Annotated in this window: 11 protein-coding genes; all 11 read right to left on the bottom strand. The window is 36.6% G+C overall.

Going from position 1 to position 14,805, the window contains the following annotated elements:
• Positions 1-18 precede the first annotated feature (18 nt).
• Positions 19-3,711, bottom strand: coding sequence for a methionine synthase (gene metH, locus G7051_RS03985; protein ID WP_166198693.1), 3,693 nt, complete (start codon positions 3,709-3,711; stop codon positions 19-21).
• A gap of 15 nt (positions 3,712-3,726) precedes the next feature.
• Positions 3,727-3,876 (bottom strand): hypothetical protein, encoded by a 150-nt coding sequence (locus G7051_RS03980; protein ID WP_166198691.1) that lies wholly within the window; start codon positions 3,874-3,876, stop codon positions 3,727-3,729.
• A 23-nt stretch (positions 3,877-3,899) separates the two neighbouring features.
• Positions 3,900-5,279, bottom strand: coding sequence for a DUF6056 family protein (locus tag G7051_RS03975; protein WP_166198689.1), 1,380 nt, complete (start codon positions 5,277-5,279; stop codon positions 3,900-3,902).
• Between the two features lie 107 nt (positions 5,280-5,386).
• Positions 5,387-5,839 carry an SsrA-binding protein gene (smpB, locus tag G7051_RS03970; protein ID WP_166198688.1) on the bottom strand — a complete coding sequence of 151 codons (453 nt, stop codon included), beginning with the start codon at positions 5,837-5,839 and terminating at the stop codon, positions 5,387-5,389.
• A 49-nt stretch (positions 5,840-5,888) separates the two neighbouring features.
• On the bottom strand, positions 5,889-6,326 hold the full coding sequence (locus G7051_RS03965) for a hypothetical protein (RefSeq protein ID WP_166111437.1): 438 nt from the start codon (positions 6,324-6,326) through the stop codon (positions 5,889-5,891).
• 33 nt (positions 6,327-6,359) lie between these two features.
• Positions 6,360-7,961, bottom strand: coding sequence for a S41 family peptidase (locus G7051_RS03960; RefSeq protein ID WP_166198687.1), 1,602 nt, complete (start codon positions 7,959-7,961; stop codon positions 6,360-6,362).
• Positions 7,962-8,138: 177 nt separating this feature from the next.
• Positions 8,139-8,600, bottom strand: a complete 462-nt coding sequence (coaD, locus tag G7051_RS03955) for a pantetheine-phosphate adenylyltransferase (protein WP_166111431.1) — start codon at positions 8,598-8,600, stop codon at positions 8,139-8,141.
• A 27-nt stretch (positions 8,601-8,627) separates the two neighbouring features.
• The gene (gene recQ, locus G7051_RS03950; protein ID WP_166111428.1) at positions 8,628-10,814 is read right to left on the bottom strand and encodes a DNA helicase RecQ; all 2,187 of its coding nucleotides are present in this window, start codon (positions 10,812-10,814) and stop codon (positions 8,628-8,630) included.
• 146 nt (positions 10,815-10,960) lie between these two features.
• A complete protein-coding gene (gene clpX / locus G7051_RS03945) occupies positions 10,961-12,205 on the bottom strand; it encodes an ATP-dependent Clp protease ATP-binding subunit ClpX (RefSeq protein WP_166111426.1) in 1,245 nt (414 codons plus the stop codon).
• Positions 12,206-12,332: 127 nt separating this feature from the next.
• Complete coding sequence (gene clpP, locus G7051_RS03940) at positions 12,333-12,998, bottom strand: ATP-dependent Clp endopeptidase proteolytic subunit ClpP (RefSeq protein ID WP_166111423.1); 666 nt, start codon at positions 12,996-12,998, stop codon at positions 12,333-12,335.
• A 332-nt stretch (positions 12,999-13,330) separates the two neighbouring features.
• Positions 13,331-14,701 carry a trigger factor gene (gene tig / locus G7051_RS03935; protein WP_166198685.1) on the bottom strand — a complete coding sequence of 457 codons (1,371 nt, stop codon included), beginning with the start codon at positions 14,699-14,701 and terminating at the stop codon, positions 13,331-13,333.
• Between the last annotated feature and the right edge of the window lie 104 nt (positions 14,702-14,805).

Below are 14,805 nucleotides of genomic sequence, written 5' to 3'. Positions count from 1 at the left end.
AAAAACGGTGTCTGAGACCTACATCATATTAGCAGCTAAGAATTTTCTGGTAAGCTCAGCCTTTTCTCCTCTACGTTCTATATAATTTTCAGCCTGTTCTTCTGAAATCTGACCAATACTAAAATACCTCGATTGAGGATGGGCAAAAATAAGTCCACTCACAGAAGCATTCGGTAACATAACGCCGTTTTCAGTAAGTTCAACACCTATCTCGGTTGAGTGTAACAGATTGCTGTTCAGTAGGAAGTTGATAGACTGATCGGGTATCGAAGGATAGCCTACAGCCGGACGGATTCCCTGATATTTCAAAGAGAACATTTCATCCACAGTAATATTCTCATCGGGAGCAAATCCCCAATATTCTTTTCTTATTTTAGCATGCAGGTATTCGGTCGTAGCCTCAGCCAAGCGGTCTAAAACTGATTTGAGGAGCAACACGCTGTACTCGTCTCCTTCGTGTTCATATTTGCTTAGTAATTCGTTCGATCCTACACCTGCGGTAGCTGTGAATCCGGCTACATAGTCTTTTTTACCGCTATTCTTAGGAACGACAAAATCGCAAAGAGAAAGGTATACCCCTTTATCATTCTTCTTTTGTTGTCTCAACATCGGGAAGCAAATATCATTGATATAGATACATTCGTTGTCTACATAAGCCTCATGAATCGCATATACAGCTTTTATATATTCAGCCTTTGTAAAAATAAGATGATCCAACATCTTTTTAGCATCACGATATAAACTCATTCCTTCCTGAGCCTTTTCCTTCTCTTTTTCAGGGAAAGTATTCAACCACTCAGCATCACACCTTGGACACCCGTCTAAATGTTGAACAGTGTGATAGCGAGCCGAAAGATTCCATGAATGGAAGAAAAATTTCCAGTCGATATAGGGTAGGATATCTTCTATTGGAATATGAGGAATAACATGACGACCCAGCTTATTTGGAGTTGAAGGGGTATAGTTTTCCCAATCGATTTTAAATGGATTTTTAATGGCTTCGGCAAGTGGAGTCAGTTCTACTTTCTTACTTTCCATTGAATTTCTAAGATCTTGGTATTCGTCTCTTATTTCCTGAATAAAAGACTCTTTAGAAGCCGGATTAATCAATTTGGCAACAGCAGAAGGAGCCTGAGAAGCATCTTTCACATATACTACCGATCCATTGTTATATTTGGGGTCAATCTTGATCGCTGTATGCAACTTAGAAGTAGTAGCTCCTCCGATCATAAGAGGAATAGTGAATCCTGCCTTCTCCATCTCATGAGCTACAATACTCATTTCCTCCAAAGACGGAGTAATAAGTCCGCTAAGACATAATATATCAGGTTGTTCCTCTATTACCTTTTGGATAATTACTTCAGGTGGAACCATTACTCCAAGATCGATAACCTCATAATTATTACAAGCAAGAATGATAGCTACAATGTTTTTACCAATATCGTGAACATCTCCCTTTACGGTTGCAATAACCAGTTTTCCGGCACTGTTAGAAACTGATTTCGAATCTTTCTGAGCCTCAAGAGTTGGTTCAAGTATAGCTACGGCACGTTTCATTGTACGTGCAGTTTTTACCACCTGTGGCAAGAACATTTTTCCAGACCCGAACAGATCACCTACTTTGTTCATCCCTGACATTAGAGGCTTGTCAATAATATCTACGGCTTTTGGATATACTTTTAGAGCTTCCTGTAAATCTTCCTCCATAAAGTCGCTTATACCCTTGATTAGGGCGTATTCTAAGCGTTGATCTAGCTCATAGCTACGCCATTCCTCAACCTTTTGTTCCGGTTGATTTGATTTCTCATTTTTGATACGCTCAGCATAATCAATAAGTTCGTCGGTAGCTTCTTCTCTTCTGTTGAAGATAACATCTTCTATCAGATTTCTTAGATCAGTTGGAATATCATCATATATTACCGATTGTCCGGGATTAACGATACCCATATCCATGCCCTTTTGAATGGCATAATAAAGGAATACCGAGTGCATGGCTTCACGTATATAATCATTGCCACGGAACGAGAAGGATAGGTTACTTATACCTCCGCTTATTTTTGCATGAGGCAGGTTGGCTTTTATCCATTCAATAGTTTTCAGGAAGTCAACAGCATAGCCTCTGTGTTCTTCAATCCCTGTTGCTATCGCCAGGATATTAGGGTCGAAGATTATATTCATCGGATCGAATCCGTCATTTACAAGTAATTTATAAGCTCTTTCGCATATTTCTATACGTCTTTCAAACCTGTCAGCTTGTCCTGTTTCGTCAAATGCCATAATAATTATGGCTGCTCCATACCTATTTACTAAACGTGCTTGTCGAAGAAATTCTTCTTCACCACCTTTCAATGAGATTGAGTTTACCACGGCTTTACCTTGCAGGCATTTAAGTCCGGCCTCTAATACTTCCCATTTAGAAGAATCTACCATTACAGGAATACGTGAAACATCGGGGTCAGATGCTACAAGATTAAGGAAAGTGGTCATTTCTTTCACACCATCAAGCAGACCTTCGTCCATGTTTACATCAAGAATCTGAGCACCGTCTTCTACTTGTCGGTGTGCAATAGTTAACGCCTCTTCGTATTTCTCTTCTTTGATAAGACGGAGAAATTTGCGAGAACCTGCTACGTTACAACGCTCTCCTACATTTATGAAATTGATTTCAGGTTTAGCTTCTAATAGCTCTAAACCTGAAAGCCACATATATTTAGGCTTATCGGCAGGCTTATGAGGTGTTGCACCTTCTATTAAACTTACGTACTGAGATATATGGTCAGGAGTAGTTCCACAACATCCTCCCAAAATATTAACAAGACCTTCGTCTATATATTCTTTGATTTGCTTAGCCATAATTTCGGGAGTCTCGTCATACTCTCCGAATTGGTTGGGTAATCCCGCATTAGGATATGCAGAAATATACGTTGGAGCAAGTCTCCCCAATTCTTTAAGGAACGGTTTCATATCAGATGCTCCGAATGAACAGTTAAGACCAATCGAAAGGAAATCGATATGACTCACTGATGCCAAAAAAGCTCCTGTTGTTTGTCCCGAAAGAGTACGTCCGCCTTTATCGGATAACGTTACCGAAATCATTATAGGCATTTCTATATTTCTTTCTCTGCGTACTTCATCAGCCGCAAAGAGGGCAGCTTTTGCGTTCAGTGTATCAAAGATAGTTTCGATCAAAAGTAAATCTACTCCACCATCAATCAAGCCTTCTATTTGTTCTTTGTACACTTGGTGAAGATCATCGAAAGTGACAGCACGATAAATCGGATTCTCGACCTTAGGACTCATTGATGCAGTCTTATTCGTCGGACCGATTGAGCCAGCAACAAAACGAGGTTTATCTGGCGTACGTTTAGTATACTCATCTGCAGCTTTACGAGCCAGACGAGCAGCAGCTACGTTCATTTCCTTTACCAAATCCGACATATTATAGTCGTCCATAGATATGGAGTTGGCATTGAAAGAGTTTGTTTCTATAATGTCGGCTCCTGCTGCCAGATACTCACAATGAATTGCTTCAATAATATCAGGGCGTGTAAGACATAACAAATCATTATTACCCTTAAGAAGAGTGGTTGAGTTTTTGAATCTGTCTCCACGAAAATCTTCTTCGGTAAGTTTGTATCGCTGAATCATGGTACCCATGGCACCATCCAGTATCAGGATTCTTTCTTTTAGTATATTTTTAATCTGTGGCATTATTAGTATTCTTATTTATTTGTCGGATTCTATTTTAAAGGACTTGATATAGTGGTATCTCAGATAAAACATATTGATCCAGTGATTGGGTTTAGATGGAAATTGAGAAAAATGAGCATCTAGTTTTTGATAACCGGAGATGACTTTTTCGTAATATTCTCTCATTTTCACTTGGGTTTTAGTAGTGCTTACGGATTAATCCGTTTTATCGAATTTAACTTATAATAGTCTGCACAGATACCATTTCGCCACGAGGTTGGATCGTTGGAAATATCTTCAAAATCAAACTCGGCAGGCAGTATAATAGGAGATTCTTCTAAAACTATATCTTTATTACCTATTTCTTTTTGTTCTTCTATATATAACTCTCTTCTTTCATACCTATCAGCCAGAGATACGAGTATTTGGTATCTTTCTGAATAGGTAAATGCGAAGATAACAGTTAACGCTGTCAATATCAAAATATTTATGATTTTCATTGCTAAATTACTCATATTAACATTTGCATAGAGTATACAGATGGATACAATCATAAAACTTGATAAGCAAAAAGCAGCACGGAGTGGAAATATGGGTGATGCAATCATAGCTAACGCCGAAATATGGGCAGCAGTAAAAAACAGTAGTGAGCCAAACCAGGCAGTATAGTTTCTATTATCTTTATTCTGACAGAAGAATACAAAATTTAAACAGATATATATGAGAATCAGTATGCCTATGGAATTCACATATTTATAAATCCAATATATGTTTCTCGCTTTATACCTTAAGACCTCGAAGAAAGGTTTGTCGATTAAATTAAAAGCTGCATGGGTATCTTTTGATCTAATAAAATTGCCGGGAGCTAATAACATGACAGCACACCCAATGCAAACACCTATAAAACCATATATAGTCCATTTTGGTATTTTTATTTTTCTGATCTTACAATATAAAAATAGAATGAATAATATCGAAATTAGTGCTATTACCGAATTTTCATTTGTCCATCCGGCAATAATACCTCCGAATAGGAAGAGTATATTTTTAAGAACGCTATCTTTTGATTTTTCGTTCACATAGAAACTGTAGTAATACGATAAGAATACCAATATTATAAGTGTTCCCCATAAATAATTACTACTACCTGTAATCCAGATTACTGTCTGTGGAAATACTGGAGTTAATAACCAGACGAGTAAATTAACCAGAAGAAATAAATAAGGATTTGTTTCTTTTCCTTTATTTGCAATTCGATATATAATAAAAGCAAATGCTGTATAAGCGACGCTATTGAGTATTTCTCTTAAAAGAGGATTTAGCAATAATAAAAGCTGATCGATAAAGTGTACAATATTACGCCCACCCCAATATAGATAGTGGTTATACTGAGAAATAATAATATCAAGGACATTTCCAATACGCTGCGGTGGATTCTCATTGAATATAAAAGAGTACATCCAATCGTCAGAATGGATGGGATATAATCTATTTAGTAGAAAAACTAAAATGAAGAAAATAATAAGGAATAAGCCCAGAATAATCTTGTTTGTATTATTCCCTTTTATCCCTGCTTTATTATTATCCATCTCTTTTAAGTAGCATTAAAGTAAGTTTAGAAGTGCTCGGTAATCAAGTATACGAAATTTGTGAACTTGTTTACTCTATGTATCTAGACGATATAGGATTTGAGACCCTATTTTTTCATCACTCGATCAAGCATTCTTTTGTCATCTTTCTCTTTGAGAGATTGTCGCTTATCGTATTGCTTTTTTCCTCGGGCAACAGCGATATTTAATTTAGCTAAACCTCTTTCATTAAGAAATAATCGTGTCGGAACAATTGTATATCCTGTTTCTTTAACTAAACGTTGAATTTTTTTGAGTTCTTTTTTATTAAGAAGCAATTTACGATCGCGGCGTGCTACGTGATTGTTATATGAACCATAAAAATATTCAGTTATGTTCATGTTTCTTACCCATAAAGCCTCTTTTTCGAAGATACAAAAGGTATCAACTAAACTGGCTTTCCCCAATCTGATTGATTTAATTTCGGTTCCGGTTAATACCAGACCTGCTGTATACGTATCAAGCAACTCATAGTCAAAAGTTGCCCGTTTGTTTTTTATATTTATATTTAATTGTTTCATTGTAAATAATCTATCTTAGAGTTGCTCGTCTAAATAAGGTGAATCTACCTTATTCTTTAAGCAATTTGTCTAAAAAATCATCAAATTCTTTATCGATGCGATTCAAAAAATCATTCTCGATTCTGATAACAGAGTCATCTTCTATTACCAGTAATTCTTCTTGAACAATAAGATTTTCGTCTGCAATATTAATAGAAAATGGTTTAAATACATCCAGAGTGTCGAATTTATTATCCATATCAAATTGCTCAACAACTTCTCTTAATTGACGAGCTATTACCAGATCGTCGTCTTCTGATGCCCATTCCTCTATTATAATCTGAGACAACAGATTTTCTTCGTCATCAAATACCGATAAGCTTCCACTATCTTTATCTACAACAAGAAATATATCAGTCAAAGAACTGCCTGTATACCCTTCATTCAAACTGTTAATTGCTTCAGTTAGAACTTTTGAAATTTCTTTATACACTTTTCTTGCTGTCATAATCGATTGCTATTTAAATCTTATGCTTTATTGTTACTCTTTCCCAAGTAGTTTTTGATATTCAGTATCATTATTTATAATTTCAAGACCTCTTCTGAAGATTTCACTCTCATCGTTGATAATCTTAAAGTAGGCAGCCGTGTTGAATAGATCTCTGGCTATCAAAGCTTTTATTCTTCTTTTGAATTGCTCTTTAGATCTTAAATACTGATCTTCTTTATATTCTATTTTTTCATCGGTGGCCATTTGTATCATTTCGGCTAGTACTTTGTCCGAAACTTCATACTCATCTTTAAATTTTTCAATAGTAGGGTACTTCTTCAAAAGCTCCTTTCTATTTGCATCTACTTGATTGAGTGCAAGTTTATAAACAATACCCATTGCATTAATTCGTCCACTGTATTCGGTATATTCGGTCGTATCTATCGGAACAAAATAGTCCGGCATAATACCTCCACCTCCATATACAATACGCTCATTTACCAGCGTTTTATATTTTAAAGAATCAGGGAAATGTATGCTGTCAGCATTCATCATTTCACCCCTGTTGTATCTTGCTATCAAATCCCTGTTATAAGAATCCTGATCTCCATGCGTATATGGTTTCTGAATACAGCGACCAGTCGGAGTGTAATAGCGTGCAACCGTTAAGCGGATCATTGATCCGTCGGGTAGGGGAAATTGTCGTTGTACAAGCCCTTTCCCAAAGGTTCGTCTTCCAACTATCAGTCCTCTATCCCAATCCTGAACAGCACCGGATACAATCTCACTGGCAGAAGCAGACCCTTCGTCTACTAGTATTACTAGTTTACCTTTCTCGAATAAGCCTTTTTCTGTTGAGGAGTCGCTCGTCCTTGCTTGATGTGCTCCCTCCATATATACAATGAGTTTATCTTTATCCAAGAATTCATCAGCGAGTTCAGTTGCGGCATTCAAATAACCTCCGCCATTACTTTCAAGATCCAGAATCAGATTTTGCAAACCTTCAGCGTTTAGTTTAATTAGAGCTTCCTTAAATTCAGCGACGGTGGTGGCTCCAAAACGACTCAAACGAATATATCCTGTTTTATCATCAATCATATAGGCTGCATCCAGACTATAAATAGGAATCTTAGCACGTATTATCTGAAAAGTTATAGGTTTTTGAACACCTCGGCGAAGAACTTTTACAGTAACCTTTGTTCCTTTCGGTCCTTTTAACCGTTTCATAATATCACGTGTACTCATATTAACACCTGCGATGGTAGTATCGTTCACTGATATTATACGATCGCCCGGAAGTAAGCCTACTCGTTCGGATGGGCCATCGGCAATTGTTTCGATAACATAAAGAGTATCAGACATCATATTGAATGATATACCTATTCCATCGAAGTTGCCTTCTAATGGTTCATTCATTTCAGATACAGTCTCGGCACTTAGATACGAGGAGTGAGGATCTAGTTCTTTTAGTATAGATACAATTGCATCATCTGCCAATTTTTCATCATTAACAGTATCAACATACATCCTCTCGATTAAAGTCATGGTAGTAGCTAATTTCTTAGTTCCTTGACTCATCCCGTATTGTGCTGAAATGGTATTAACAAAAATGAATGTACAGGTTATTATCAATAACAATGTCTTTCTTCTCATCTTATATTTTCTTTTTAGTAACAGCAAATGTTTAATGCGTTATTCTTAGATTATAATTAACAGTTTTATTATACTACCAACATATATAAAGGTTTAAGACTTTATATTATGCAAAAGAGTCAAGCAAAAGCTCTTACTTGACTCTTTGGATAGTTCTTTTATTTCTGTTCAACTGTTTTAGTCTGTATTAATATCAATACCATCCGGTACAAAATTACTTACGTCATGTTTGTATCGCAAAAGTTCCCGGACGATTGTTGAGCTGATATGAGTCAGCTCAGGCTCTGTGAAAAGGACTAATGTTTCGATTCCCGATATATTGCGATTCATATCCGCAATTGTTTTCTCGTATTCAAAATCATTTACTGACCTGATTCCTCTGATGATAAATTCTGCATCTACCTTTTTCGCGAAATCGACAGTAAGTGAATCGTAGGAACCGACTGAAACCCGAGGCTCATCCGCGTATAATTTTTCTATCATATGGATTCGTTGTTCCAAAGAAAAGTAACTCCTCTTATTGTCATTGACTCCTATTGATATTATAATCTCGTCTACCACATTTAATCCTCTGCGAACGAGTGATGCATGTCCTATTGTAAAAGGATCGAATGTGCCCGGAAAAATAGCTCTCTTCATTTTTTATAATAAAAAGGTCATTAGACCTTAGTTTGCCATATCGGAGATGAACTTAATTCTTACCAGGCGTATTTCCTCTTCGGTATACATACCCAGTTCGTTTATTGCATCTTCGAGATCGTCAGATTCTGCTTCCTGAAAATAATCAAAGATATCAGCCATATGGTCTTCATCTATTACCTCATTCAAGAAATAATCAATGTTTATCTTAGTTCCTGAGTAAACTATAGCTTCTAGTTCTGCCAGTAATTCGGGAAACTCTATACCTTTCGATTCTGCAAGATCGTCCAAAGCAACCTTACGGTCGATGCTTTGTACTATAGCCACTTTTAATTTCGATTTATTAGCTACCGTTCTTACTCTTAAGTCTTCTGGACGCTCAATCTCATTTTCTTCTACGTGCTTCTTTATAATCTCAACAAATTCGGCACCGTATCTTTTAGCTTTACCTGCTCCTACACCGGGTATGTTCTGTAGTTCGTCGATACTTGTCGGGTAGATGGTTGCCATCGATTCCAACGAAGGATCTTGGAAAATAACATAAGGAGGAACATTTAATTTTTTAGACATCTTCTTACGAAGGTCTTTCATGATAGAGAATAATACTGGATCTACAGCCGAGCTTCCGCCCCCGCCTTTGATAACCACTTCATCATCACTCTCATCATCAAAATCCTCTTCCTGAGCTATCTTGAATGAAACCGGCTTCTTTAAAAAGTCTTTTCCTTTTTTTGTAATTTTAAGCAGACCATAGTTTTCTATGTCTTTGTCTAAATAACCGGCAATCAGACCTTGTTTAATTACGGCATTCCAGGTGTCTTCATCAGTATCTTCTCCAGATCCGAATGCTTCTAAATCCTGATGACCATAGGTCTCAATTTCTGACGTTTCTTTTCCTCTAAGGAAATTAATAACGTACTCAGTTTTGAATTTTTCTTTTAATGCTAATACAGCTTCTATTGCTGTTAATAATAAGTCTTGAGCTTCCACTTGTTTTTTAGGGTTTATACAATTGTCACAATTACCACAGTTATGTTGATTATATTTTTCTCCGAAATAGTGTAGTAGAACAATTCTACGACACATTGCTGTTTCAGCATAAGCTGCTGTTTCAAGAAGAAGCTGTTTACCAATTTCTTGTTCGGCAACAGGCTTACCCTGCATAAATTTTTCGAGTTTCTGAAGGTCTTTATACGAATAGAATGCTACACATCTACCTTCACCTCCATCACGTCCTGCACGTCCTGTTTCCTGATAATATCCTTCGAGGCTTTTAGGCATGTCATAATGTATGACATATCTTACATCGGGTTTGTCGATACCCATACCGAAGGCTATTGTGGCTACAATGACGTCCACTTTTTCCATCAAAAATGAGTCTTGATTCTCACCACGGGTCGAGGCATCCAACCCGGCATGGTAAGCAAGCGCATTTATATTATTTGCCCGCAAAATTTCAGCAAATTCTTCTACTTTTTTTCTGCTTAAGCAATATACGATACCCGATTTTCCTTCCTGAGATTTGATATACCGAATAATATCCCGGTCTACCTTGTCAGTCTTTGGTCGAACTTCGTAATAAAGATTTTCGCGATTAAAAGATGATTTGTAAATTTTTGCATCCAACATTCCCAGACTCTTCTGGATGTCGTGCTGCACCTTAGGTGTCGCCGTTGCTGTCAAAGCGACAAGCGGCCGCTGACCGATTTCCATGATGATGGGCTTGATGCGTCTGTATTCGGGTCTGAAATCATGTCCCCATTCCGATATACAGTGAGCTTCGTCTATTGCATAGAACGAAACTTTTATTTGTCGCAAAAACTCAATATTTTCATCTTTAGTTAAAGATTCGGGAGCAACATATAATAATTTTGTTTTGCCCGATATCACATCCGCCTTTACCAACTCAATGGAAGCTTTGTTTAAGGATGAATTCAAAAAATGAGCTATACCATCTTCTTCGCTGAAGTTGCGCATGGCGTCAACCTGATTTTTCATCAATGCAATTAATGGGGATATGATAATCGCAGTACCCTCCATCAATATCGCAGGAAGCTGATAGCAAAGAGATTTTCCTCCTCCTGTCGGCATCAAAACAAAAGTATCTTTTTCCTCCAAAACATTCTGTATGATAGCCTCCTGGTTACCCTTGAACTTATCAAACCCAAAATGTTTTTTTAGATTTTCAATTAATAGATCTTCTCGTTTTGACATAGTTAATTAAATCGCATAAATGGAATATCAAAAATAGACATAACCTACACTAGTTATTTTTGAAAATGTAATTATATCTTACGAAGATAGCTTCTTAAGTCAAAAATACAATAGAAAAAGATTTTTTTTTAATAGAAAAATGAGAATTATTCATAAGAATTTTTCAGCCTGTCCAGATTAGAGCTTTCCAATTGCCGTACAGCGTACTCTTTTGTGATATGCAAGCTCTTTTCATCACTCGATGGGATGGTAAACATAGCATCCATCATCACTGTTTCTACTATCGAACGAAGTCCTCTGGCTCCTAATTTATATTCAACAGCCTTGTCTACTATATAGTCGTATACAGCATCATCAAAGGTGAGATTCACATCATCCATGGTGAATAACTTCAAATATTGTTTGATGATTGAGTTTTTAGGTTCTGTTAAAATTCTTCTCAAAGCCGAATGGTCTAAAGCATTCAGATAAGTAAGAATAGGCAGACGACCAATAATTTCAGGAATTAATCCGAAAGATTTTAAATCCTGAGGAGTTATATATTTCAGTAATTCATTTCTGTCTATATCCGAATTTTTCAAAGCAGCCGAATATCCGACAACACGAGTATTCAAACGTTGAGCAATTTTTCTTTCGATACCGTCAAAAGCCCCTCCACATACAAATAGTATATTTTTGGTGTTAACGGCAATCATCTTCTGATCCGGATGTTTACGTCCTCCTTGTGGTGGAACATTTACGATAGAACCTTCGAGTAATTTCAAAAGACCTTGTTGTACACCTTCGCCGCTTACATCACGAGTGATAGATGGATTGTCTCCTTTACGGGCAATCTTATCTATTTCATCAATAAAAACAATACCACGTTCGGCAGCAGCTACATCGTAATCGGCAGCTTGCAAAAGGCGGGTAAGAATACTCTCGATATCTTCTCCTACATAACCGGCTTCTGTTAATACTGTAGCATCAACAATGGCGAATGGTACATGTAATAGCTTGGCGATAGTACGTGCCAAAAGAGTTTTACCTGTTCCTGTCGGACCTACCATGATGATGTTTGACTTTTCGATCTCAATATCATCTTCTCCTACTTCTTGAAGTAATCGTTTGTAGTGATTGTATACTGAAACCGACAAATAACGTTTTGCATCATCTTGTCCGATAATATATTGATCTAAGAATTCTTTGATCTGTTTTGGATTCGGTAGATTCTTTTTGTCAAGTATGTCTTCAATACCTTTTTCGGACTTTAATGAATCTTTTACGATAAGATATGCTTGATCCACACATTTATCGCATATGTGAGCAGATATTCCTGCTATTAATAAATTGACATCACTATCTGGTCGTCCACAGAAACTACAAAAATCGTTTGTCCCTTTTTTTGCCATATTTTTTATTTTAGGTCATAGACCTGTTTCGAAATCTATCTGTTATCTCTGCCTACAAATAAATAATTGACTGCCTATTAACTATAATAAGCAGCCAATTATTAAGCTCTTGGCAGTAGTGTCTGCATTATTTAGTACGAACTAATATTTCGTCGATCATACCGTAGTCTTTAGCTTCGGCAGAGTTCATCCAATAGTCGCGATCTGAATCCTGAGCAACCTTTTCGATTGATTGTCCTGAGTGATCAGCGATAATTGCATATAGTTCTTGTTTTACTTTTGCGATTTCACGAGCAGTGATTTCGATATCAGAGGCTTGACCCTGAGCTCCACCCAACGGTTGGTGTATCATTACACGTGAGTGTTTCAATCCGAAACGCTTGCCTTTTTGTCCTGCAACCAAAAGTACTGCTGCCATAGAAGCTGCCATACCTGTACAGATTGTAGACACATCGCTTCCGATAAATTGCATGGTGTCATATATTCCGTATCCGGCATATACTGAGCCTCCGGGCGAGTTGATATAGATTGAAATATCTTTACCCGAATCGGCAGAGTCCAAATAAAGTAATTGAGCCTGAATAACGTTGGCAGTATAATCATCAATACCTGTACCTAGGAAAATGATACGGTCCATCATTAAACGAGAGAACACATCCATTTGTGCAACATTTAGTTGACGTTCTTCGATAATGGTTGGTGAAATATAGCTGCTGGTTATATCCATGTATTGATCAAGAGCTAATCCGTTCAAACCAATATGTTTGGTTGCGTATTTTCTGAAATCATTCATAGTTGTTTATATCTTTAATTATTAATTCACTTAGGAGATAGCAAATTCTATGCCTAACTTTTAATGGTAAGTACGAGTAACCGTCTAATCTATTATTTTGCAATTATAACCGACACTTATCAATTACTTATCCGGAGCAATAAAAAGGTCTTAAGCACTATGCTTTCAGTAAATAAAAAAGACCTTTGCCATTGATGCTTAGTCTAAAACAAAGTTATAAATAATTATTGGAAACCAACAAATAAAAGCTTTGTCTTTCTTAAGATTGGAGGCAAAGGTCTTTTCGTATAGACCTTATTTTTTTATTGCAATATTATAAGCTTGGGTCTTTATTAAGCTTCAGCTTCTCCTTCGAAGAATTTTTTAAATTCGTCAAGGCTCATTTCTTGTTCGTTTAATGTAACAAGAGATTTCAAGCATACAACAATTTTTTCTTCCATTGCTTTGTCAACCAAGTTACGAGAAGTTTCTTTGTTCTTCAACATTTCGTTTGCATAATTTGCAAGAACATCTTCCGGCATACCCATCATTCCGTATTGAGCAAATTGTACACGTGCTGCTTGGATAGCTACGTTACGAACATCAGCTTCTTCGATTTTAAGATCGTTTTCTTTTACTAATTGTTCTTTAATCAAGTGGAATTTCAAATCGTTGATGATTTGAGGATAATCAGCTTCAAGAGATTCTGCAGTTCTGTCAGTTCCTGTTGCCATTAACCATCTTTTTAGGAATGCATCAGGAAATTCAAGATCACCTGCTTTTTCTTCCAGCAATATACGTGCATCCAATAAGAATTTGTAATCGCTATCAGGAGCCAATTGAGTTTGAAGAGTTTCTTTTACTTTAGCAATGAATTCAGCTTCATCTTTCACAGTACCTTCTCCGAATACTTTGTCGAATAGTGCTTGATCCAAATCAGCCTCTTTGTAGCGAGTGATTTCGTTTACAGAAAATTGAAATTCAGCAGCAATAGATTCTACTGCATCTTTTTCGATATGTAGGAATGATGCTATTTCAGTTTCGTTTCCGTCATAAGCTTTGCCCGGATTGAATACAATAGTTGCTCCTTTCTTTACATCTGCAAATTTAGCTTGCTCTTCTTCATCTTTCATGTAAGAAGGCATTAAAACTGCATTCTCTACACGGATACCGCCATCTTTAGGTTTTCCACCTTCCAATTCTACCACTTCACCTTTCAAAAGGTCAGTAGGCTTAGCGCCTTCTTCAAGAGTTTCATATTTACCATAGTTGGCCTTGTATGAAGCTATTTGTTTGTCGATCAATTCTTGCTCTACAGCTATTTTGTAATAATTGATTTTGTCTTTTTTGCTCAAAGCTAATTTTACTTCAGGAGCAAGAGCTATATCGAAGAAAAACTCAAAATCTTCTTCTTTAGAAAAATCAACCGGTTGTTGTTTTTCTTCATTTGGAAGAGGTTCACCTAATATATTAAGTTTGTTTTCTTGTATATAGTTATAGATACCTTCACCAACCAATTTGTTTACCTCTTCGGCAAGGATTGATTTTCCGTGCATTTTTTTTACCATACCTACAGGTACAGTTCCCGGACGGAAACCCGGTACGTTGGCTTTCTTACGAAAGTTTTTTATAGCCTCATCGACTTTTACTTGATAATCAGCTTTTTTTACGTCTACCTTAAGTATAGCATTTACGCTATCTACTTTAATAAGAGATGTATCCATCTTTGGCTTATATTTTATATATTGTTATGTAATTAATTCAGTCGATTTACTAAATACCAGCTGTACTGCTTTCAATTCAGAATAAAGATAAATTTTAGTGGCAC

The sequence above is a fragment of the Dysgonomonas sp. HDW5B genome, from assembly GCF_011299335.1.
Classification (GTDB): Bacteria; Bacteroidota; Bacteroidia; order Bacteroidales; family Dysgonomonadaceae; genus Dysgonomonas_A.
The sequence above is the reverse complement of the archived record's forward strand: the minus strand, read 5'-3'. Positions and strand labels throughout refer to the sequence as shown.